Genomic DNA, 21,406 nt, shown 5'->3' on the forward strand with positions numbered 1-21,406 from the left:
CCCCCGAGCAGCCGGCCGGTCGGCTCCACCGGGCCAGAGCCCTCTACCGGAACGTCTCCAAGCGCAGGACCGCCTGGCTGTTGCTCAAGGACACCGTCGACTCCTGCATGGAGTACCGCATCCTCGGCCTGGCCGCCGAGGCCGCGTTCTTCACGCTGCTGTCGGTGCCGCCGCTGCTGCTGAGCCTGATCGGACTGCTCGGCTACGTCGACGACTGGACCGGCGCCGACACCATCCACAGCCTGGAGACCAACCTGCTGGAGGCCTCCCGCACGGTCCTCTCCGACAAGGGCGTCAAGGACATCGCCGAGCCGATCCTGCACGACGTGATGAAGGGCGGCCGGCCCGACGTCATCTCCATCGGCTTCCTGTTCGCCCTGTGGTCGGGTTCCCGCGCGGTGAACGTCTTCATCGACACCATCACCGTCATGTACGGCCTGGACGGCGTCCGGGGCATCGTCAAGACCCGGATCATGGCGTTCCTGCTGTTCATCGTGGCGCTGCTGATCGGTTCGGTGGCGCTGCCGCTGATGGTGGCCGGGCCGGACGCGGTGGTGCGGATCCTGCCCTGGTCGACGACGGTCGTCCAGGTCCTGTACTGGCCGGTCGTGATCGTCCTGTCCATCGTCTTCCTGACGACCCTGTACCACGTGTCCGTGCCGGTCCGCTCGCCGTGGATCGAGGACGTGCCCGGCGCCCTGGTCGCCCTCGCCATGTGGGTCCTGGGCAGCTTCCTGCTGCGCATCTACCTCACCAGCACCATCGAGGGCGCCACCATCTACGGCTCCCTCGCCGCCGCCGTCGCCGTCCTGCTGTGGATCGGTGTGTCCGCCTTCGCCGTGCTCGTCGGCGCGGCCGTGAACGCGGCCATCGACCGGGTCTGGCCCGCCGCCGCCACGGCCGCCGCGCGCGAGGCCAACGAGCGGTTGCGCCATGCTCAGGTCGCCGAGTACGTCGCCCGCGCCGCGGCGGCCCGCGAGGTCGACCCCGACGACCCCGACATGCCCTCCGAGTTCCCCGAGCGCTGGTCCCGCTTCCTGCCCCCGGAGGACGTGACGGCCCGCCTGCGCACCCACGCGAGGAATCCGCATCACGCCCACAAGGGGCACGGCGGCCACGGCGGCGACGGCGGCGACGGCGGGACGGCACATCCGGTGCAGTGACGTTGCGGCCGACGGTGACGGCGTGACCGGCTCGCTCCGGCGTGCACGCGGTGCCTGCCCCTACCCTGATGCCCGCCCCTACCCTGATGCCCGCCTCGGCCCTGGTGTCTGCCTCGAACCCGGTGCCTGTCCCCGCCCTGGTGCCCCTGTCTCCACCCTCGGGTGGGGACCCTGCGGTGGAGAAGGCGGCCGCGCCGGTCCCCCGATCTCCACCCGGCACTCCACCCCTGCGCCGATCCGCCGGACACCGTCCCCCGCCTAGCGTGAATGCGCAGGCCGGAACCGTCCGGCCTGCGGCAGCACAACCGGGCACCCGCCGTCGGCGCACCGCCCGGTACGGCTCCGGCCCCGGGCAGGGAGGCAGTGATGGACATGACGGACGCGAGGGGTCGGACGCGAGGGGGCGGTACGACGCGAGGGGGCGGTACGACGCAAGAGGGCGGTACGACGTGGGAGGCGGCCGGGTCGGCCGAGCCCCCTCGGCCACCGGAGCCCCCGCCCCGGCCCCCCGGGAGCGTCCGCGGTCCGCTCCTCTCCCTCGCCGTGGACGTCCTCCTGCCGCTCCTCGTCTACTACGCGGCCCGGGCACTCGGGGCCGGCCAGGCGGCCGCCCTGCTGCTGAGCGGCGCCCCGCCGGCGCTGCGGCTGCTGGCCGGTGCGGTGCGGCACCGCCGGATCGACGGGGTGGACCTGTTCCTGACGGCGCTGCTGGCCACCGCCGCGCTGGTGTCGCTGATCGGCGGCGGCCCCCGCGTCCTGCTGTTCAAGAACGCGGCGCTGTCGCTCGCGGTCGGCGCCTGGGCGCTCGGCACCGCGTTCACCGGCAGACCCCTGGCGTTCCAGCTGGGACAGCGCCTGCACCCGGCAGAGGCGGCCCGCGCACGGGCGGGGGTGTGGCGGGACAGCGCCCCCTTCCGCCGCGGCCTGCGGGTCCTCACGCTCCTGTGGGGAGCCGAGCAGTTCCTCGACGGCACCCTCGGCTCACTCGCCGCCGCCACGCTGCCTGCCGACACGGTGCCGCTGCTCGACCGCGTCCTGTCCTTCGTCCTGCTGGGCCTGACCGCCGGGATCACCGCCGGCTACGCCCGCCGCTTCCGCAGACGCCACGCCCTCCCGCTGTTCGGGGCCCCGGCACCGGTGACGGGACGGCCCCGGAGCGGTGGTCGCAGGCAGGGCACCGGCGCCGTCGGCGACGTACGCTGACTGCCGTGTACGCGGAGCGGGCATCCCGGCTGACCGGCGCGGTGGTGTGGACGAACTCCCCGGCCGGCACCGGCACCCGTCCCGTGCTGCCGGACGGCTGCATGGACCTGCTGTGGAACGAGGACCGGCTGCTGGTCGCGGGTCCCGACACCCGCCCCTACCTGCCCGAGGGCCCGGCCCGCTGCTGGACGGGCATCCGCTTCTTCCCCGGCACCGCACCCGCGCTGCTCGGCGTTCCGGCACACGAACTGCGTGATCTCCGGGTGGAGTTGGCGGACCTGTGGCCGGCGGCGCGGGTCCGGCGGCTGGCCGGCCGGATCGCGGCGGCCCCCGACCCCGCGAGCGCACTGGAGGACCTCGCCCTGGACCGGGCGGCGGAGGCCGGCCCCCCGGACCCGGTACTGCGCCGGGTGGTGGAGTGCCTGGCCGGGGGCCGCCCGGTGGCCGCGACGGCCGCCGAACTGGGTCTGGGCGAACGCCGCCTGCACCGCCGCTGCCTGACCGCGTTCGGTTACGGCCCGAAGACCCTGGCCCGCATCCTGCGGCTGCAGCGGGCGCTGGCCCTGGCCCGCTCCGGGACGCCGTACGCCGAGACGGCGGTCCGCGCGGGCTATGCGGACCAGCCCCATCTGGCGCGGGAGGTGCGGCGGCTGGCGGGCATGCCGCTCGGGGAGCTACTCGCCGGGGACGGCGGGGACGGGTAGCGGGGCGAACAGGTCGACCGCGTTGCCGTCGGGGTCGTGCACGGTGGCGTACCGCTGGCCCCAGAAGGCGTCCCACGGCTTCAGCTCCCCGTGGTGGCCGGCGGCCACCAGCTCCCCGTACCGGGCGTCGACCTCGGCGGGGGAGTCGCAGCGAAAGGCGAGCGCGACCCGTGCCGCGCCGGCGGGCGGCCGCCATCCGGGGTGGAAGGAGCGGACGGTGTCCTCGGTGTCCAGGGCGAGCAGCAGCCCGCCGGGCAGTTCGGCCTCGACATGCGGCTGGTCCTCGGCTCCCTCGGGGAAGACCAGTCCGAGGCGGCGGTAGAAGGCGAGCGAGGCGGCCAGGTCGGAGGCGACCAGGCCGATCACGGCGAATCGTACGGTCATGCGGGGACCGTAGGCGGCGGCTGGTCGGCCGGTCTTGAAGGAATCGGACACCGGCGGCGGGCACCGGCCCGCTCACGGGCGCCCCGCGCGGCGGTTCCGGCCGGTCGCACCGAGGTGTTCGACGAGGACGAACGTGACGCTGATCAGCAGGGACCAGGCGCCGAACTTGGTCAGCGGCACCGGCTGCCAGCCGCCGAGCTGCTGCGGGTAGCTCCAGGCGCCCGCGTAGGTCGCCGCGTTCTCGGCGACCCACAGGAAGAAGCCGATCAGGACGAAGGAGAGGGCGAGCGGCATGCGGTAGCGGTGGGCGCCCACGCTGAAGCCGACCCAGGTGCCGGCGGTCGCGGCGGTCATCGCCACCGCGAGTGGCCAGCGCAGGTCCGGTATCCAGTGGTGGGTGAAGAAGTTGAGGTAGACGGCGGCGGCGACCAGGGTCGTGGCAGCGGCGCGGTAGCGGGTGTAGCGCAGCCGCATCAACTGCCGGGCCCGGCAGACGTAACTGGCGACCGCCGCGTACATGAAGCCTCCGTACAGCGGCACCCCGGCGATCTTGGTGAGGGCGTCCTCCGGGTAACTCCACGAGCCCAGATGCACCTTGACCAGCTCGAACAGCAGTCCCAGCACATGGCACACGGCGATCACCGCGGTGTCCCGCCGGGTCTCCCAGCCGAGCCGGCGGGCGACGAGGGTGAGCAGTACGCCGTAGACGAGGACCAGGTCGTAGCGGGCGACGGGCAGCGGGGGCAGCAGCCGGGAGGCCCCGATCCCGGCCAGCAGCGCCCCGGCGAAGGCGCAGGCGCGGACCTGGATCAGGCCGAACCGCACCAGCTGGGCGAACCCGTGCCGGAGTCCGCTCGCGGCGGACCCGTCCTCCTTGTGCATGCCCCTCCTTCGCGCGACAACGCGGGCCCCGATGGCAGGACCCGCATTTGAACACGTTCAATTAGGGGGAGTGGTTCCCGCGTGATCACGCGAACCCGGCAGGATCCGGAAGAAGGGCCCCGGCGCCCGGCGCCCGACGTGCGGCGCTCAGCCGAAAGCGACCGGTCCGTTCGGTGTGACCACGGTGAAGGAGAGCGCGCGTGGGCCCGTCGTGAGCGTCAGCGCGGTGCCGAGGGCCGCGAGGTGGCCGTGCACCACCTGCGGGTCGGGGGCCGAGGCCGACACCGCCAGCAGCGGGGTGACCGGCAGTCCCGAGGCGGCCGGGTGCGGGGAGTCACCCCAGTCGATGAGGAACGGCAGCAGATCCGAGGCCCCGCCGGGACCGGCGTCGGTCAGCCGCCACCGCAGCAGGGCGCCGTCCGGGGTGCGGCGGCTCATCGGCCGTACCGGCCCCGGGTCATGACCGCGCGCCCGCGCCGCGGCGACCGCCGCGTCCAGGTCCGGCGGGCTGATCGCCCAGGCCGGCACGGAGGGCCCGGTCAGCCGGTCGACGCCGAACGGCCGCGGCCCGGCGGGTTCGGGCTGCTCCGGATCGGGCCCGAGGATCTCCAGATAGCTCCGGCCGCCCAGCCCCACCAGGTGGTTGCGCGTCCCCAGCCCGACATGCACCCCGCCGGGCACCGGCACGATGCCGGTCCGCCGCGCGAACTCGGCGACGGTCGCCTCCAAGTCGGGTGTGGCGAGGACGAGATGGTCCAGCAGCGGCGGAATCGCGTTCATCGCGCGAGAGGTTACGGGATCGGGACCGGCCCCGGGAACGCCCGTGCGGCACCATGGGCGCATGATCCGTACCGCACGCGCCCTACCGCTGCTGCTGCTCCTGCCCGCACTGCTCACGGCGTGCGGCACCGAGAAGGCCGATGCCGGCGCCGCCCGGCAGCCCACACCGAACGCACCGACCACTTCGACCACACCGACCACCCCGGCCAAGCCGGCCACCACCCCCCCCTCGCAGGCCGAACTCGACGACCGGCTGCGCGCGTTGGGCATCGCGCCGGAACTCGTCTACGTCACCGACGTACCGGGCTTCACGCTCGCCGAGCAGTCCGTCGGTGTGAACGGGGACGACGGCTTCTCCGTCTCGTACTGGGCGAAGGACGGTGCCGTGCTCCACCTCTACGCCGAGCGGGGCAGCGCGGCCGACTGCCCCGCGGGCCTCGTCTGCCGGGCACCGGCGAAGGGCCAGGTGGTGCGGATCGGCGGCGAGAAGGTCGCACCCGGGGTGCTGCGCCGAGCCGCCGACGCCGTCCACCGCCCCGCACCGGAGGAACTCGCCGGCCTCCTGCCGCCGCCCCGCACCGCGACGGCCCCGGTGGAGCGCGGCGACCTCCCGTCGTACGGCGACGGAGCACCCGACAACAGTGTGGGCGAGGGCGGTTGACCGGTTCGTCCGCCGGCGGCCGCACGCGTCGTCACGGACCGGGGCACGCCCGCCTGGAGCCGGCCGGCATGCCTCCTCGTCTCCTCCTGTACACCCGTCCCGCCGACTACCGCCACGACTCCCTCCCGGACGCCGTCGCCGCCGTCCGGGACCTCGGCCGGTTCGCCGTCGAGCACACCGAGGACCCAGCCGACCCCGAACGGCCACTGGACGGGTCCGCGGCCGTGGCCTCCCTCTCCACCAGCGGCGACGTTCTCACCCCGGCCGGACGCGCACGGCTGGAGAGCCACGTCCGCTCGGGCGGCGGCTTTGCCTGGGTGCACGCGGCGGCCTGCACCGAGTACGGCCGGCCGTACTACGGCGAACTCCTCGGCGCCCGCTTCACCCGGCACCCCGCCCACCAGCCCGGCCGCACGGACCACCGCCGGCCTGGTGCCGGGAACAGGGCCCCGCGGGCGAACGTGTGTTCTACACGACACTCGGCCACGCCGCCGACGCCTACCGAGACCCGCTCTTCCTGGCCCACCCGAACGGGGGTCTCACCTGGGCGGCCCGGCCGGCCGAGTGACGTTTCTGCGGTGAACCGGTTCCGCCATCGGAGTGAGTAAAGCTGGCGTAGGAGGAAGGTCACGTGACTACCTAGAGATGCTCTTGTCTTGGCAAAGGGCGTCGAGACGCGACGGCACACCCCCCTTCCGCCCCGCGTCACCCACCCACAGGAGGAGCCGGACCTTGACTTACGGGAAAAAGCTGCGCGAGCGCATCGCCGAGCCCGGGACCACTCCGCTGATCGGCGTGTACGACATGTACTCGGCGTCGATCGCGGCCAAGCACTACGACGGGATGTTCGTCTCGGGCTTCGGCTTCGCGGCCTCGTACTACGGGCTGCCGGACATCGGATTCATCGCCTGGCCCGACATGGTGGCCTTCGTCCAGCGGCTGCGGGGCGCGTTCCCGCACCACCACCTGCTGGTCGACATCGACGACGGGTACGTCGACCCCGAGGTCGCCTGTCACGTCGTCGAGGGACTGGAGCGCATCGGCGCCTCCGGGGTGATCCTGGAGGACCAGAAGCGGCCCCGCCGCTGCGGCCACGCCGACGGCAAGCAGGTGCTGCCCCTGGACGAGTACCTGGAGAAGCTGCACAAGGTCCTGCAGACCCGCAAGGACCTCGTCGTCGTCGCCCGTACCGACGCCACCGACGAGCACGACATCCTGCACCGCGCCGAACAGCTGGCGGCCACCGACGCCGACGTGGTGCTGGTCGACGGCGTGCGCAGCGTCGAGTGGATCCGACGGATCCGGGAGGTCGTCGGCGACAAGCCGCTGCTGTTCAACCAGATCGCCGGCGGCAAGTCACCCCGCCTGTCCCTCGGCGAGCTGTCCGACCTCGGCGTGGACGTCGCCATCTACAGCACCCCGTGCCTGTTCGCCGCGCACGAGGCGATGGACTCCGCCCTCGCCGGCCTCAAGGCCGCCGACGGCCGGCTGCCGGAGCTGGACCCCGCGAGCGGGGTCGGCGTGAAGGCCTCCACCAGCCTGCTGGAGCGCAACATCGCCCCCGAGCGGCTCACCCCCGAGGGCGTGGGCGTGTGACCGGTGCCGTACCCCGGCTCGGCGTGGCCACGGCGGTCGCCGCCGCGCTCCTCGCGGCCGGCGCCGTACCCGCGGCCGCGTCCGGGAGTCTGATCACCGTGATCGACAACTCCCAGGCCGACTCCTGGCTGGAGGTCGACCGCGCGGCCAACGTGCAGACCGGCAGCGGCACCGCCGGCAGCGACCACGACGGCAGCGCCGTGGACGTGGTCGAGGCCATCTTGGGCGCCGACCGGGGCGAGGAGGACTGAGGGAAACAGGCACCCGGGACCACCGGAACGGCACGACGGCCGGGCACCCCGTGCGGGAGGTGCCCGGCCGTGACCGTGTGACCGGACCGGCCGGGGACTCAGTCCTCCGTGAGGTCGGGGCGGCCGTTCTCGTCGAGCTCGACGTCCTCCTTCGGGTCGTGCTCGTCGGCGGGCGAGGCCACGGCGACGCGCTGCGGTCCGGGAGCGACGGTACGGCAGGCGGCGTGCGCCGAGCCGTAGACGGTGACCAGGGCGGCTGCGGCCCCGGCGAGGGCCGCGGCGGTACGCGTGGTGTGGTTCATACCCGGTGAACGAACCCCGCGCCGACGGGGTCACCGTGCCCGGCCCGAACCGGGCGCCCACGTCACGCGGTCGGCCGCCCGGCCGGCCCCCCTCCGCGCGCCACGGCGCGGCTCGCCGGAGGCGGGGCCGTGCTCGCCCGCTCCACCAGCCGTGTCGACAGCTCCGTCCGCGTCCCCTCGGGGCGCTCGCCGTGCATCATCCGCACCAGCAGCCGCAATGCCGTCCCCGCCATCTCCGACAGCGGCTGGCGGACGGTGGTCAGCGCCGGGGTGACCCAGCGGGCCTCGGGCAGGTCGTCGAAACCCACCACGCTCACCTCGTCCGGCACCCGCAACCCCCGCTCCGCCAGCGCCGTGTACACCCCGAGTGCCATCCGGTCCGCGCACACGAACACCGCGGTCGGCGGCTCGGGCAGGTCCAGCAGCTCGTGCATGCGCAGCCGGGCGGTGGTCTCGTCACGGCCCACGTGCCGCACGTACTCGGCGCGTCGCCGCACGCCCGCCGAGGCGAGCGCCGAGCGGTAGCCGGCCACCCGGGCGCCGTCGGCCATCGCCCGCCGGTGCCCGGCGATCACCGCTATCCGCTCGTGGCCCAGTCGCAGCAGATGCTCGGTCGCGCTCACCCCGCCCTGCCAGTTGGCCGCCCCGACCGAGACCACCCCGGCCGGTGGCTCGTGCACCGGGTCGACGAGCACGTACGGGATGCGGTGGTGGTCCAGCCACGCGTACTGCGCGGCGGACAGCTCGGCGAGCGGGAACAGCACGCCCGAGGAGCCGCGCGTGGTCAGCTTGTCCAGCCAGCCGCGCTCCGGCCGGGCGTCCCGGGTCCGGGTCGGCCCGGCCGAGACCACCACCTCCAGACCCGCCTCGTACGCCGCCGCCTCCACCCCGCGCAGCACCGCACCCGACCAGGAACTCTCCAGCGAGTGCAGCACCAGGTCCACCAGGGCCGGCACCTTCGACGCGTCGAAGCGGGGCCGGCGCACATAGCCGAGCCGGTCGAGCGCCTCGGTCACCCGGCGGCGGGTCTCCGGTGCCACGTCCTCCCGGCCGTTGACCACCTTGGACGCGGTGGGTACCGACACGCCCGCCTCGCGGGCCACCACCGCCAGCGTCGGCCCGGCCGCCACGCTCGCACTCCCCGCACGGACCATAGGGAACCACCTCTCCGGCCCGCCCGTGGGCCACCGAAAGTTGCGACCAACGCTGCTTCCGCGGCCTGCTCACCGACCGTGCGGAAAGCGCTTCCTACGATAGATGGAGCGTCAAGACGGCGGGAAGACATGAGAATTGACGGGGTGGCGGCCGCCGCGTCTTTCGAAACTCCGAACACCGGAAGCGTCGTCCCGAGGGTCCCGTATGTCTGTGACTGGTGAGGCCGCCGCCGGGGCAGCCGAGCCGGAAACCGGCGACGTGAGCCGTGCAGCAGGGGCCAACGGGACCCACGGCGACCCGGGCCGCCGCGCCGGTACGACGCGGCCGGGAACCGCAGCCGTCGGAAGGGGGGCGATGCGAAGTTCTGCGACGGCCCGACGTGGTCGGACCGGTGGGGGCGTGGGGTGGTGGTGGAGGTGGTGGGTCGGTGGGGGCGGCGGAGGTGGTGGGTCGGTGGGGGCGGCCGTCAGGCGACCCGGGACAGATCCGCGTGCCGCACCTGGTGCCGCGGCGGCAGGCCCTCGGCCAGCCGTTCCAGCTCCTCCACGACGATCACGCCCAGCCGCTCCAGCTCGTTGCCGAGCGAGCCCGCGATGTGCGGGGTGAGGAAGACGTTGGGCAGCCGGTACAACGGCGAACCGGCGGGCAGCGGTTCGGGCTCCGTGACGTCGAGGACCGCACTCAGGCGTCCCGAGACCAACTCCTGCGTCAGCGCCTCGTGGTCGACCAGCGCACCACGCGCCGTGTTGATCAACACGCCCCCGTCCCGGACCAGGGCGAGCCGGGCCCGGTCGAGCATGCGGCGGGTCTCGGGGATGTCGGGGGCGTGCAGGGTGACGATGTCGCTGCGCCGCAACAGCTCCTCCAGCGACACCGGTTCCGCCCCCAGGCCGACGGCCTCGGCGGGACCGACGTAGGGGTCGTACAGCAGGACCGTGAAGTCGAACGGCCGCAGCAGCTCCATGAGCCGGCGGCCCACACGGGAGGCGCCGACGACCCCGACGCGGCGGCCGAGGTTACCGGTGGCCGCGGTCTCGGTGCGGTCCGGATGGGCGTGGGTGCGGCGGTAGCGCTCGCGGTGACCGAAGGCGTCCTTACCGGCGAGCAGGATCATCGCGAGCGTGTACTCCGCCACCGGCAGGGCGTTGCCGGTGACCGCGCTGGAGACGGTGACGCCGTTGGCCCACAGCGCCTCACCGACCAGGGAGCGGACCGAGCCGGCGGCATGCAGGACGGCACGCATCTTCGGTACCGCGGCCAGCGCACCGGCGTCCAGGTGCGGGCAGCCCCAGCCGGTGATCAGCACCTCGGCCGCGGCCAGGGCACCGGCCGCCGCCGGATCGGCGAAGTCCCGGACGACGAACGCCGGGTCGATGTCGGCCGCCCGCCTCAGCCGTTCCATGAGCGGCGGCGGGAAGAGCAGCGGGAGGTGTACCGGATCCATCGCGAACACGGCCCGCGGCGGCTGAGGGCTGGGCATGGCTCTCCTGACGGAGCGGAAGTGAAGAAAGGTTTACGGAAAGCGCCTTCTAACGTAGGTCCGCAGGTAAGAACGGGTCAATCGGCGGGGCCCGGGCGGCGGAACACGGTCTGGATCTCGTGCAGCCGGGCGTCCGGTGTGCCGTCGGTCAGGGCCTGCACGTGCTCGGGTCGCCGCCGGGTCGCCGCCGGGTCGGCCTCTCCGGGGCGGGCGGTCTCTCTGGCCGAGTGGTCTCCTCAGCCGGGCGGCGGGTGCGTCCGGGGAGGCAACCGGCCGCCTGCTCGCCCGCGTTCACCGGCACCGCCACCAGCACGGTCGGGGCGCGGGCGGGAGCTGCCCCTCACCGCGGGCACCCCGCCCTCCGCCGACCGGACCCACGGCGACCTCGGTGACGCCAACCTCGACGCCCCTGCCCACGACACCCCGGCACGGTCGCCGGAATACAACCGGACGATGTGATGCTCTGATGTGAACGATGCACGAGCGCGGCGAAGGGCTGGCGGGCGATGACGGCAGACCAGGCGGGCCCCGTGGTCATCACACCCCACGGAGCCGTACGGGGCCGGTACGAGCACGGCATCGCGGTGTTCCGCGGCATCCCGTACGCCGCCCCGCCCTTCGGCCCCCGACGGTTCCGCCCGCCCCAGCCGCCCGAACCCTGGGACGGCGTCCGCGACGCCGGCGCCTTCGGCCCCACCGCGCCCAAACCCCCGTACTCCGAGGCCTTCGCCCGGTACCTGTCCGACCCGGAGATCCCCGGCGACGACTGCCTCAACCTCAACGTATGGACCCCCGAACCGGGGCCCGGCGCCCGGCTCCCCGTCCTCGTCTGGTTGCACGGCGGCGCCCTCACCAGGGGCTCCTCCGCCGTACCGGTGTACGACGGCCGCGCCTTCGCCCGCGACGGCGTCGTCTGCGTCTCGGTCAACTACCGACTGGGCGTCGAGGGCTACGGACTGTTCCCGGACGCACCCCCCAACCCCGGCCTGCGCGACCAGCTCGCCGCCCTGCGCTGGGTGCACGAAACGATCGGCGCCTTCGGCGGCGACCCCGACCAGATCACCCTGTGCGGCCAGTCGGCCGGCGCCATCAGCGCCGGCGTCCTGCTCGCCGCCCCCGCGACCCGCGGCCTGATCCGGCGCGCGATCCTGCAGAGCGGCCCGCCGGAAGCGTCCGACCGGGACAAGGTACGGCGCATGGTGCGCCGCATGGCCACCCGGCTGAAGATCCCCGCCACCGCCGAAGCCTTCGCCGCCGTCGACCGCGACCTGCTGCTGCGCACCCAGGCCGAGGTCGGCCGGCTCAGCAGCCCGGTCCTGGGCGGACCCGCGTTCGGCATCGTCGTGGACGGCGACCTCGTACCCCGCGACCCTCTCCAAGCCCTGCTCGACGGCGACGCCGCCCAGGGCGTCGAACTGCTCATGGGCTGGACCCGCGACGAGTACCGGCTCTGGTTCGTGCCCGGCGGACTGCTGGACCACATCGACCGGCTCGGCCCCGTCGCCCTCGCCGCAGCCATGGCCCGCTGCCACGTCGGCCACGAGGTGCCCCGCGCCTACCGCGCCCTCCACCCCGACGCCGGCGTCGCCGAGATCGTCGGCCAGATGGTCACCGACCACCTGCTGCGCGCCCCGCTGCACCGCCTCGCCGACGCCCGGCCCGGCACCTCTCACCTCTACGAGTTCGCCTGGCCGTCCCGCCTCCCCGACCTCGGTGCCTGCCACGCACTCGAACTGGGCTTCGTCTTCGACAACGGCGACGTCCCCGAATCCAAGAAACTGGCCGGCGAGGGCGCCCCGCAGGAGCTGTGCGACGCGATGCACACGGCCTGGGTGCGGTTCGCTACGGTCGGGGATCCGGGGTGGCAAGCCTGGGACGCGTCCCATCCGGTACGGATTTTCGGCGACGGTGGACCGTATACGGCATACGGTCCACGCGATGCGGAACTCGCCCTGTGGTCGACCGCCCCCACCGTCACCGATCCACGCCCCGCCTCCGAGATCCGGGCCCCAGGGGCCGAGTGGGCGGCGGCGGTACGGCGTTTGCGACGGTCGGCGGGGGCTCGGCGGCGGTGATTGCCGACAGTCGCCGGTCTACCGTCGGCAGTCGACAGTCGACAGTCGACAGTCGACAGTCGGCAGTCGGCAGTCGGCAGTCGGCCGACCGTAGACAGTCGACAGCAGACAACCGTCGACTGTTCCACCCGCGGGAACTGCGGCAACACGGCGGCAACCGGTTCCCCGCAGAGAGGCGCGGGCGGCCGGCGGCACCAAGACAATGAAGCAGCCGGCACCACGCGCCGCGCTCAGGCCACGTCCAGCGCCCGCGCCATCGACGTGATCGCCGCCGGCCCGACCCGGCAGCACCCCCCGATCAGCCGTGCCCCCGCGTCCCGCCACGCCTTGACCTGCTCGGCGCTGAACGTGGTGCGGCCGGCCCAGGCGCGGGCCTCGGCGTCCCACGCCTCGCCGCTGTTGGGGTAGACGACGACCGGCTTCCCGGTGACGCGGGTCGCGGTCTCGACGGCGTTCGCCACGTCCTCGGGCGCACAGCAGTTCACGCCGACCGCGATGACCTCGTCCACGTCGGCGGCCAGAGCGAAGGCTTCTTCCAACGGCTGGCCTGCGCGCGTGTGCCGACCGTCGACCGTATACGAAAGCCAGGCGGGCACTCCCAGACCGCGTACCGCCCGCAGCAGGGCCGCCGCCTCTTCCGCGTCCGGAACCGTCTCCAGCGCCAGGACGTCGGGCGCGGCCTCGGCCAGCACCTCCAGGCGCGGCCAGTGGAACCGTTCCAACTCCTCGACGCTCAGCCTGTACCGGCCCCGGTACTCGGAACCGTCCGCGAGCATCGCCCCGTACGGGCCGACCGAGGCCGCCACCCACAACGGCCGGTCGACACCCTCCTCCTGGGCCTGCCGGGCGGCCTGCCGGGCCAGCGCCACGCTCAGGCCGAGCAGCCGGGTCCCCTCCGCACGGCTGATCCCGCGCTTCGCGAACCCCTCGAAGGTGGCCTGGTAGCTGGCGGTGATCGCGACCTCCGCGCCCGCCCTGAAGTAGGCGAGGTGCGCCTCGGTGACCGCCTCGGGCCGCTCGGCGAGCAGCCGTGCCGACCACAGCTCGTCGCTCAGGTCGTGTCCGGCCGCCTCGAGCTGGTTGGACATGCCGCCGTCGAGCACGACCGTTCCGGCGGCGAGGGCTGCGGCGAGACTGGGAGAGGTGTTGCTGGTCATGTCACGACGCTAATCGAAGCGCGAGGGAAGCGAACCCCGGTGTCCAGCAAGTGAGCAAGGTCCATGCCCCTCTGACCTGCGGAAACTCCGAACACGGGCACGTGACGTCACCGTCCCCGCGCCTTCGCCTTCTCCTTCTGGCTGATCGCCGGCGCCGGCTACGCGGTCGTCAGGAGCCGGCCGGAACGCCCGCCTGACGCAAGACATCCACCCCAGGAGGGGAAGCGCTTTCCCCTCCTCCCGCCGGACCCATTGACCCTCTCGTGGCCCACCCTTACCTTTTCGGCGTTCGGCACCACAGATGCTGTTCGTGATTCCGAACGCACGACATTTCGAAGGTACCGCTGTCCCCCCACCGAGAGGCAGTCCGCATGAGCCGCGACCACGACCTGCCCGAAGCCCCCTCCCGCCGGCTGCTCCTGAAGGGCGCCGCAGCCGCCGGCGTCCTGGCGGCCACCTCCGCGACCCCCGCGCTCGCGTCCCCGTCCCCGTCCGCGCCCGGCAAGGCCGTCCCCCACGTGAACCCCCTCGTCCTCCAGCGCGCCGACCCGCACATCACCCACCACACCGACGGCCTCTACTACTTCACGGCGACCGTCCCCGAGTACGACCGCATCATCCTGCGCCGCGCCCGCACCCTGAACGGCCTGTCCACCGCCGCCGAGTCGGTGATCTGGCGGGCCCACGCCACCGGCCCGATGGGCGCGCACATCTGGGCACCCGAGCTGCACCGGATCGGCGGCAAGTGGTACATCTACTTCGCCTCCGCCCCCGCCGAGGACGTGTGGGCCATCCGCATCTGGGTGCTGGAGAACGCGAACCCCGACCCGTTCAAGGGCACATGGGTAGAGCGCGGCCAGATCAAGACCGCCTGGGAGACCTTCTCCCTCGACGCCACCACCTTCAAGCACCACGGCACCCGCTACCTGGTCTGGGCCCAGCACGAACCCGGCATGGACAACAACACCGCACTGTGGATCTCCGAGATGGCCAACCCGTGGACGCTGACCGGTCCCCAGGTCCGGCTGTCCACACCGGAGTACGACTGGGAGTGCGTCGGCTACAAGGTCAACGAGGGCCCGTACGTCCTGCAACGCAACGGCCGGGTCTTCCTCACCTACTCGGCCAGCGCCACCGACTGGCACTACTGCATGGGACTGCTCACCGCCGACATCCACAGCGACCTGATGGAAGCGCGGAGTTGGAGCAAGTCGCCCGTCCCGGTCTTCACCAGCAACGACACCACCAAGCAGTACGGCCCCGGCCACAACTGCTTCACCGTCGCGGAGGACGGCCGTACCGACGTCCTCGTCTACCACGCCCGCCAGTACAAGGAGATCACCGGCGACCCGCTGCACGACCCCAACCGGCACACCCGCGTCCAGAAGCTCGGCTGGAAGCCGGACGGCACCCCGGACTTCGGCGTCCCCGTGGCCGACACCGCGAAGGCGGGTGCGTGAGATGAGACGCGCGTACGCCCTCCTGCTCGCCCTGTGCTGCGCCCTCGCCGCCGCCCTGGCGACGGCCGGCCCCGCCCAGGCGGCACCGCAGACGATTGCCAACGGTATACAGTTCACCGACACCTCGGGAAACCCGGTGCACGCCCACGGCGGCGGGGTCCTCAAAGTCGGCGCGTACTACTACTGGTTCGGCGAGGACCGCAACAGCGACAACACCTTCCGGTCGGTCGACGCCTACCGCTCCAGCGACCTGAAGCGCTGGGAGTTCCGCGGCCGCGTCCTCACCCAGTCCTCGGCCGCGGAGCTGTCCACCGCCTACATCGAACGCCCGAAGGTCGTCTACAACGCGGCCACCGGCAAGTTCGTCATGTGGATGCACAAGGAGAACGGCACCGACTACAGCGAGGCGCGCGCCGCCGTCGCCGTCTCCGACACGGTCGACGGCAGCTACACCTACCGGGGCAGCTTCCGCCCGCTCGGCCAGTACATGTCCCGCGACCTGACCACGTACGTCGACACCGACGGCACCGCCTACATGGTCTCGGCCGCCAACGAGAACTACGACCTGCACATCTACCGGCTCACCGCCGACTACACCGGCATCGACAGCCTGGTCGCCAACCCCTGGCCCGGCGGTCACCGCGAGGCCCCCGCCCTGTTCAGGCGGGGCGGCGTGTACTTCATGCTCACATCGGGCGCCACCGGCTGGAACCCCAACCAGCAGCAGTACGCCACCGCCACCTCCCTCGCCGGCCCCTGGACCTCCTGGAAGAACGTCGGCGACGCCACCGCCGACGGCTCCCAGACCGCCTACGTCCTCCCGGTGCAGGGGAGTTCGGGCACCGCGTACCTCTACCTGGGCGACCGCTGGGGCAACTCGTTCGGCGGCAAGGTCAACGACTCCCGGTACGTCTGGCTGCCGCTGACCTTCCCCGCCTCCACCTCGATGAGCATGTCCTGGGCGCCGGAGCTGACCGTCGACACCACCGCCGGCACCGTCACCGGCACCAGCGCCGCCTACAGCACCCTGATCGCCCGGCACAGCGCCAAGTGCGCCGACGTACCGAACCGGTCCCTGTGGCAGGGCGTCGCCGTCAGCCAGTACACCTGCAACGGCGGCGCCAACCAGCAGTGGTGGTTCAAGGACCTCGGCAACGGCTACCACGCGCTGGTGGGCCGGGGCAGCTCCCTGTGTCTGCAGGAGAACGCGAGCAGTGTCACGCAGGAGAACTGCACCGGCGCCGGCAGCCAGCAGTGGTCGGTCACCGCCGCCTCCGGCTCGTACGTCACTCTCAAGGCCCGCACCAGCGGGGAGTGCCTGGACGTGTCCGGCGCCTCCACCGCCGACTCCGCCGCGCTCATCACCTACACCTGCAACGGTGGGACCAACCAGCAGTGGACCGGCGGCACTTGATGTGTCGCTAGGCCAGCAGGTCGATCGCGTCGATCGCCGTGCCCGCGCTCAGATAGCCGGTCGTCCCCGAACCGCTCACCACATTGATCTTCAGCACGTTGTACTGGCCGGTGTCCGTGCGCCAGGCACTGGCCGGCACGCTGTAGGTGAAGGTGTGGTTGTTGCCCCGGTACGAGCCGACCGTCAGGGAGCGGGTGCTCGGCTGGGCGGGCGGGGCGGGGATCGCCGAGGTCCAGGTGTCGTTGACCGTGATCTGCGGCCGGCCGTTGGCGTAGGCCGTCGTCACGCCGATCCTCAGGGTGTGGGCGGCGGCGGCCTGCGCGGCGGTGAGCCGGAAGTAGACGAGCAGCCCGCTGTTGACGTCCTTCCACAGATAGCAGGGGAACGCGGACGTCTCCGTACCGCTGCCGATCACCACGTTCCCGGTCCAGGACGCGGCCCGCACGTCGGAAGGGTGGGCGTACGTCATCAGGTCGGCGTTCTTGAAGCCGCTCGGGGTGCCGTTCCAGTCGCCGATCCGCCAGATCGCGGTCGCGGTGGACGGGTCGTTGGACGACGGGATGGCGATCGTGTTCAGGGTGGTCGTCGCGCCCGCGGACACGGTCACCTGTGTACTGCATACAGCCAACTCGCCTTTGTAGACAGTCAGCGTGTATGCACCCGGCAGTATGCGGGATACCGAGAAATACCCGTCGCGGGCGCGCGCCGCCGCCCAGTACTGCGCCGTCCCGTTGGCGAGCCCGACCGTGTACGGGTACGCCGTGTCCCGCCCGGTGATGCCGACCCCGGCCACCCGCCCCCGCCCGCTGTCCGGCACGTACCCGGCGATGCCCAGCGAGTCGGCCCACGGGGTGGTCAGCGTGCCGTGGTACAGGGCCGACGCGGGTGCCCCGCCGTCCGTGAACGCGATGACGTACGGGCCCTGGAGTCCGTACCGCTCGTCCTCCGTCTGGTTCTCGCCGTAGTACAGGATCTCGTACAGCCCGCCGCCGTCGGCGCTCTGGTGGCGCAGCAGGGAGCGGTAGAAGGGACCGCCGGAGGCCTTCTCGTGGTTGCTGCGGACGATCCACAGGCCGACGCTGCCGGTGGTCCAGCCGACGTAGTCGTAGTCGATGACCCGGAGCTTGGAGTAGTGCTTGGAGCGGGTCTGCCCGTCGGACTTCGCGAACACGTCCGAGGCCTCGATGGTACTGGCGGTGTAGGTGTAGGAGTCCGGCTGGTCGTTGAGGAACAGGCCCGCGCGGACGCGCACGATGTAACGGGTCGCCCCGACCGAGGAGTCGGCCTTGTCGGTCCACAGGTAGACGTTGTTCTCGCCGCTGCGGGCAGCGTAGTAGTGGCGCAGCGTGCCGTGGGTGACCGAGATCAGGATGGTGGAGCCGGACCGGGCCAGGGTCACCGTGGAGTTGCCGAGGCCGGATTCGATGTGCGAGTTCTTGCCACCGTAGCCCTGGTACTCGGTGCCCTTGTAGGCCAGGGAGGTCAGGTCGCCGGTGGTCTTGCTGACCTTGAAGACCAGACTGGCGCCGGTGTCGACGACGTAGTTCGAGCCGTCGTCGCTCCAGCCGAAGCCGGCGGCGGACGCGGCGGTGGCGAGCGGGCCGGCGAGGGCGGCGGAACCGGCCGCGGCGGCGGCGCCGACGACGAAGGCGCGGCGGGTGACCGCGCTGTCGGGGGATCCGGACATGGGGGTGCCTCCTTCGGGAGGTCCGGGGTGTGCGGGTGTCTGGCAGAGTGACAGTTGAATCGATTTCGCGAAAGGGTTTTCAGTACGGTGGAGTTGGTATCTGTGGCAAATCCCGCCGAAGACTAGAAAGCGCTTGTGTGGAGCGGTACGGTCTCGGGTCGGTCGAGGTTCGACCGACGGAGGAGCCGCTCATGAGACGTTTCACAGCCGCCCTGGCGGTACCGGCCGCCCTGGGCGCCGTACTGACGGCGGCCCCCGCCCAGGCCCACACGGGCCGGCCGCCCGGCGCCGAGAACTGCACCGCCACCGCCTGCCACTTCGACGTCCCACCGGCCACCTACGACGTGACCGTCCGGCTCGGCGGCGCCACGGCGTCCACCACCCGCATCACCGGCGAGACCCGGCGCTCGCTCCTGCCGGACACGGCCGTGGCGGCCGGCGAGCGTATCAACCGCAGCTTCACCGTCGACGTCCGCACCCCCGAGGGCGAACCCACCGGACCCGACGGAACGCCCGGCCTCGACCTGGCACTCGGCGGATCCGCACCCGCCCTCGCCGGGATCAGGGTCACCCCGGCCCGGCACGCCCGCCAGATCATCATCGTCGGCGACTCCACCGTCTGCGACCAGCCCGCCGACCCCTACTCCGGCTGGGGCCAGCAGCTCCCGCAGTACCTGCGCCAGGGCCTGTCCGTCGCCAACTACGCCGACTCCGGCGAGAGTACGGTCACCTATCTGCAGAACCCGCGGCTCTGGGGCACCGTGCAGCCGCGGATCCGGTCCGGCGACCTGGTCCTCGTGCAGCTCGCCCACAACGACAAGACCACCGACGAGGCGACCTACCGCGCCAACCTGGAGACCCTGGTGGCGGGCATCCGGGCGCAGGGCGGCCGGCCGGTGCTCGTCACCCCGATCGTCCGCCGCTGGTTCAACGCCGACGGCACCCTGAACAACAACACCGCCCTGCTCGTCAACGGCCTCGGAGCCGACCACCCGGCCGTCATCCGCTCGGTCGCCGCCGCCGCACACGTCCCGCTGATCGACCTCACCGCCAAGACCAAGGCGCTGGTGGAGTCCCTCGGCGTGGAAGGCTCCCAGGCGGTCTACCTCTACGACGAGACGCGCGACAACACCCACACCTCCGTCCACGGCGCCACCCTGTACGCGGGCCTGGTCCGCGACGAACTGCTCGCCCTGCATCTGGTGCCCGAGGGCACGGTACGGATGGGATGAACCCCCGGGGCGCCCCGACCGGAACCGGGGCGTCCCGGGTCCCGCGAGGAAGGACAGCCACCGCCGTGATCGAACTGCCCGCAGACGACCGCGTGTCGAGCCCGTACACCGGCTACACCCGCGCCCACTGGGAGACCGCCGCCGACTCCCTGCTCGTCGCCGTCGCGCCGTACGCCACCCCCGACCGCGCCCTCTACCACCTGCCCGGCGACCACGTGAGCCACTCCGGCCGCCTCTCCGACGGCCTCGAAGGCTACGCCCGCACCCTGCTGCTGGCCGCGTTCCGCCGCGACGAGACCGCCCTCGGCCGGTACGCCGAGGGTCTCGCGGCCGGCCCCGGCGGCGTCTGGCCGCGGATCACGGACCGCAGCCAGCCGCTGGTCGAGGCCGCCTCGATCGCCCTCGCCCTGCGGCTGACCCGGCCGCTGCTGTGGGACCGCCTCGACGACGCGGTGCGCCAGCGGACCGCCGCCTGGCTGGCGGACGCGCTCACCGCCGAACCCTGGCCGTGCAACTGGGAGCTGTTCCCGGTCACCGTCGGCGGCTTCCTCGCGGAGATCGGCCACCAGGAGGAGACTGCGCGCAAGGCGGTCGACCGGGGGCTGGAGCGGGTCGAGGGCTGGTACCTCGGCGACGGCTGGTACACGGACGGAGACGGCCGGAAGTTCGACTACTACAACGGCTGGGCCATGCATCTGTATACAGTCCTCCACGCATGGCTGGCAGACGACAGCGAACTGCTTTCTGTATACGGTCGACGGTTGTCACGCCACCTCGCCGACTACGCCCGCCTCTTCGGCTCCGACGGCGCCCCCCTGCGCCAGGGCCGCTCCCTCACCTACCGCTTCGCCACGACGGCCCCGCTCTGGCTCGGCGCCCTGACCGGACACACCCCCCTGCCCCCCGGCGAGACCCGCCGCCTGGCCTCCGGCGCACTGCGCTACTTCCTGGACGGCGGAGCGGTCGACGAGCGGGGCCTGCTGCCGCTCGGCTGGCTCGGCCCCGACGCGTCCCTGGTGCAGACGTACTCGGGCCCCGCCTCCCCCTACTGGGCCAGCAAGGGCTTCCTCGGCCTGCTGCTGCCGCCCGGGCACGAGGTGTGGACGGCGCAGGAGGCACCCGCCCCGGCCGACCGCGCGGACGAGGCGCACCCCGTGCCCGTCCCCAACTGGCTGCTGCAGACGACCCGTTCCGACGGACTGGTCCGGCTCCACAACCACGGCAGCGAGGACGTCCGCTACGACCCCCACTACACCCGGCTCGCCTACTCGATCGCCACCGCGCCCGTGCCGTCGTACGACAACAGCGTGATCGTCGGCGGCGATGCGAGCCGTACGGGGATCGAGCCGCTCGGCACGGGCGAGGGGTGGGTCGCATCCCGGCACACCGTGCGCGCGGGGGTCACCGTCACCATCCTGGTCGTGGTCCGGGGCGCCGTGGAGGTACGGGCCCATCTGGTGGCGGGCGCGGCGCCCGGGACTCCGGTGCGGGTGACGGGCTGGCCGGCCGGGGACGGAGTGCGGGCCGAACTCGCGCCCGTCGCCGGGCTGTCGGCGGACCTGGCCGGGGTCACCGGGGACGGCGCGGGGACGCTCTTCGTGGCGCTCGCCCGGCTCACCGGGGAGCCGGACCCGCTGCCCCTGACCGAGCTGGTGTCCGTGGCGGTGCGCGAGGACGCCGGCGCGGAGCCGGGCCACGAGGTGCGGGTGAGCTGGCCCGAGGGTGCGACCGCCGCCTTCCGGTTCACGCTGCCTGACGGGGCCTCCGCCGGCGCCGCGTGGTCGGTGGCGCCCCGGTGAGAGAGGCGGGGGGCGGTTCGG

General features: G+C 72.9%; 19 protein-coding genes and 1 pseudogene. 12 read left to right on the forward strand and 8 right to left on the reverse strand.

Going from position 1 to position 21,406, the window contains the following annotated elements; all coding sequences use genetic code 11:
- Positions 1–80 precede the first annotated feature (80 nt).
- The 3 genes from ABZ923_RS03185 (at position 81) to ABZ923_RS03195 (ending at position 3,070) form a co-directional block, all read left to right on the forward strand.
- Entirely contained in the window at positions 81–1,163 is a 1,083-nt protein-coding gene (locus ABZ923_RS03185) for a YihY/virulence factor BrkB family protein (RefSeq protein ID WP_361466199.1), read from the forward strand.
- A 372-nt stretch (positions 1,164–1,535) separates the two neighbouring features.
- A complete protein-coding gene (locus tag ABZ923_RS03190) occupies positions 1,536–2,366 on the forward strand; it encodes a VC0807 family protein (RefSeq protein ID WP_361466201.1) in 831 nt (276 codons plus the stop codon).
- A gap of 5 nt (positions 2,367–2,371) precedes the next feature.
- Positions 2,372–3,070: a helix-turn-helix transcriptional regulator gene (locus ABZ923_RS03195; RefSeq protein ID WP_361466063.1), complete on the forward strand. Its 699-nt coding sequence runs from the start codon at positions 2,372–2,374 to the stop codon at positions 3,068–3,070.
- Here the strand turns inward: ABZ923_RS03195 and ABZ923_RS03200 are convergent.
- From ABZ923_RS03200 to ABZ923_RS03210, 3 genes are all read right to left on the reverse strand, one after another.
- The gene (locus ABZ923_RS03200) at positions 3,041–3,454 is read right to left on the reverse strand and encodes a VOC family protein (RefSeq protein ID WP_361466065.1); all 414 of its coding nucleotides are present in this window, start codon (positions 3,452–3,454) and stop codon (positions 3,041–3,043) included. The two genes, ABZ923_RS03195 and ABZ923_RS03200, sit on opposite strands and share 30 nt — an antisense overlap.
- 72 nt (positions 3,455–3,526) lie before the next feature.
- Positions 3,527–4,336, reverse strand: coding sequence for a DUF817 domain-containing protein (locus ABZ923_RS03205; protein WP_361466068.1), 810 nt, complete (start codon positions 4,334–4,336; stop codon positions 3,527–3,529).
- Positions 4,337–4,483: 147 nt separating this feature from the next.
- Complete coding sequence (locus tag ABZ923_RS03210) at positions 4,484–5,116, reverse strand: VOC family protein (RefSeq protein WP_361466071.1); 633 nt, start codon at positions 5,114–5,116, stop codon at positions 4,484–4,486.
- Positions 5,117–5,177: 61 nt separating this feature from the next.
- Between ABZ923_RS03210 and ABZ923_RS03215 the strand changes: the two genes are divergently transcribed.
- The 4 genes and pseudogenes from ABZ923_RS03215 (at position 5,178) to ABZ923_RS03230 (ending at position 7,624) form a co-directional block, all read left to right on the forward strand.
- Positions 5,178–5,777, forward strand: coding sequence for a membrane lipoprotein (locus tag ABZ923_RS03215; protein WP_361466074.1), 600 nt, complete (start codon positions 5,178–5,180; stop codon positions 5,775–5,777).
- A 68-nt stretch (positions 5,778–5,845) separates the two neighbouring features.
- A pseudogene (locus ABZ923_RS03220) lies at positions 5,846–6,345 on the forward strand (ThuA domain-containing protein).
- 164 nt (positions 6,346–6,509) lie between these two features.
- The gene (locus ABZ923_RS03225; protein WP_361466076.1) at positions 6,510–7,373 is read left to right on the forward strand and encodes an isocitrate lyase/PEP mutase family protein; all 864 of its coding nucleotides are present in this window, start codon (positions 6,510–6,512) and stop codon (positions 7,371–7,373) included.
- Entirely contained in the window at positions 7,370–7,624 is a 255-nt protein-coding gene (locus tag ABZ923_RS03230; protein WP_361466078.1) for a hypothetical protein, read from the forward strand. Before ABZ923_RS03225 ends, ABZ923_RS03230 begins: the two co-directional genes overlap by 4 nt.
- Before the next feature lie 98 nt (positions 7,625–7,722).
- Here the strand turns inward: ABZ923_RS03230 and ABZ923_RS03235 are convergent, their stop codons facing one another.
- From ABZ923_RS03235 to ABZ923_RS03245, 3 genes are all read right to left on the reverse strand, one after another.
- Positions 7,723–7,926, reverse strand: a complete 204-nt coding sequence (locus tag ABZ923_RS03235) for a hypothetical protein (protein WP_361466081.1) — start codon at positions 7,924–7,926, stop codon at positions 7,723–7,725.
- A 62-nt stretch (positions 7,927–7,988) separates the two neighbouring features.
- The gene (locus tag ABZ923_RS03240; RefSeq protein ID WP_361466084.1) at positions 7,989–9,080 is read right to left on the reverse strand and encodes a LacI family DNA-binding transcriptional regulator; all 1,092 of its coding nucleotides are present in this window, start codon (positions 9,078–9,080) and stop codon (positions 7,989–7,991) included.
- A 467-nt stretch (positions 9,081–9,547) separates the two neighbouring features.
- Positions 9,548–10,561, reverse strand: coding sequence for a hydroxyacid dehydrogenase (locus tag ABZ923_RS03245; protein WP_361466087.1), 1,014 nt, complete (start codon positions 10,559–10,561; stop codon positions 9,548–9,550).
- Positions 10,562–11,067: 506 nt separating this feature from the next.
- Between ABZ923_RS03245 and ABZ923_RS03250 the strand changes: the two genes are divergently transcribed.
- Positions 11,068–12,636: a carboxylesterase family protein gene (locus ABZ923_RS03250; RefSeq protein WP_361466090.1), complete on the forward strand. Its 1,569-nt coding sequence runs from the start codon at positions 11,068–11,070 to the stop codon at positions 12,634–12,636.
- Between the two features lie 230 nt (positions 12,637–12,866).
- Here the strand turns inward: ABZ923_RS03250 and mmuM are convergent, their stop codons facing one another.
- Positions 12,867–13,793, reverse strand: a complete 927-nt coding sequence (gene mmuM, locus ABZ923_RS03255) for a homocysteine S-methyltransferase (RefSeq protein ID WP_361466093.1) — start codon at positions 13,791–13,793, stop codon at positions 12,867–12,869.
- Between the two features lie 371 nt (positions 13,794–14,164).
- On the opposite strand from mmuM, the gene ABZ923_RS03260 reads away from it, so the two are divergent.
- A complete protein-coding gene (locus ABZ923_RS03260) occupies positions 14,165–15,253 on the forward strand; it encodes a glycoside hydrolase family 43 protein (RefSeq protein WP_361466096.1) in 1,089 nt (362 codons plus the stop codon).
- A 1-nt stretch (position 15,254) separates the two neighbouring features.
- The gene (locus ABZ923_RS03265; protein ID WP_361466099.1) at positions 15,255–16,667 is read left to right on the forward strand and encodes an RICIN domain-containing protein; all 1,413 of its coding nucleotides are present in this window, start codon (positions 15,255–15,257) and stop codon (positions 16,665–16,667) included.
- A 7-nt stretch (positions 16,668–16,674) separates the two neighbouring features.
- Here ABZ923_RS03265 and ABZ923_RS03270 read toward each other — a convergent pair whose 3' ends face one another.
- Positions 16,675–18,354 carry a rhamnogalacturonan lyase B N-terminal domain-containing protein gene (locus tag ABZ923_RS03270; protein ID WP_361466102.1) on the reverse strand — a complete coding sequence of 560 codons (1,680 nt, stop codon included), beginning with the start codon at positions 18,352–18,354 and terminating at the stop codon, positions 16,675–16,677.
- 191 nt (positions 18,355–18,545) lie between these two features.
- Here ABZ923_RS03270 and ABZ923_RS03275 point away from each other — a divergent pair, with 191 nt between their 5' ends.
- Positions 18,546–19,586 (forward strand): rhamnogalacturonan acetylesterase, encoded by a 1,041-nt coding sequence (locus tag ABZ923_RS03275; RefSeq protein ID WP_361466103.1) that lies wholly within the window; start codon positions 18,546–18,548, stop codon positions 19,584–19,586.
- 68 nt (positions 19,587–19,654) lie between these two features.
- Complete coding sequence (locus ABZ923_RS03280; RefSeq protein WP_361466204.1) at positions 19,655–21,385, forward strand: DUF2264 domain-containing protein; 1,731 nt, start codon at positions 19,655–19,657, stop codon at positions 21,383–21,385.
- The last annotated feature ends 21 nt before the right edge of the window (positions 21,386–21,406 follow it).

The sequence above is a fragment of the Streptomyces sp. NPDC046881 genome (genome assembly GCF_040645015.1).
GTDB lineage: Bacteria > Actinomycetota > Actinomycetes > Streptomycetales > Streptomycetaceae > Streptomyces.

Coding starts and splice junctions, on each gene's coding strand:
- ABZ923_RS03190 (WP_361466201.1), top strand. CDS start 1,536: ATGACGGACGCGAGGGGTCGGACGCGAGGGGGCGGTACGACGCGAGGG.
- ABZ923_RS03200 (WP_361466065.1), bottom strand. CDS start 3,454: ATGACCGTACGATTCGCCGTGATCGGCCTGGTCGCCTCCGACCTGGCC.
- ABZ923_RS03205 (WP_361466068.1), bottom strand. CDS start 4,336: ATGCACAAGGAGGACGGGTCCGCCGCGAGCGGACTCCGGCACGGGTTC.
- ABZ923_RS03210 (WP_361466071.1), bottom strand. CDS start 5,116: ATGAACGCGATTCCGCCGCTGCTGGACCATCTCGTCCTCGCCACACCC.
- ABZ923_RS03215 (WP_361466074.1), top strand. CDS start 5,178: ATGATCCGTACCGCACGCGCCCTACCGCTGCTGCTGCTCCTGCCCGCA.
- ABZ923_RS03235 (WP_361466081.1), bottom strand. CDS start 7,926: ATGAACCACACCACGCGTACCGCCGCGGCCCTCGCCGGGGCCGCAGCC.
- ABZ923_RS03240 (WP_361466084.1), bottom strand. CDS start 9,080: ATGGTCCGTGCGGGGAGTGCGAGCGTGGCGGCCGGGCCGACGCTGGCG.
- ABZ923_RS03245 (WP_361466087.1), bottom strand. CDS start 10,561: ATGCCCAGCCCTCAGCCGCCGCGGGCCGTGTTCGCGATGGATCCGGTA.
- ABZ923_RS03250 (WP_361466090.1), top strand. CDS start 11,068: ATGACGGCAGACCAGGCGGGCCCCGTGGTCATCACACCCCACGGAGCC.
- mmuM (WP_361466093.1), bottom strand. CDS start 13,793: ATGACCAGCAACACCTCTCCCAGTCTCGCCGCAGCCCTCGCCGCCGGA.
- ABZ923_RS03260 (WP_361466096.1), top strand. CDS start 14,165: ATGAGCCGCGACCACGACCTGCCCGAAGCCCCCTCCCGCCGGCTGCTC.
- ABZ923_RS03265 (WP_361466099.1), top strand. CDS start 15,255: ATGAGACGCGCGTACGCCCTCCTGCTCGCCCTGTGCTGCGCCCTCGCC.
- ABZ923_RS03270 (WP_361466102.1), bottom strand. CDS start 18,354: ATGTCCGGATCCCCCGACAGCGCGGTCACCCGCCGCGCCTTCGTCGTC.
- ABZ923_RS03275 (WP_361466103.1), top strand. CDS start 18,546: ATGAGACGTTTCACAGCCGCCCTGGCGGTACCGGCCGCCCTGGGCGCC.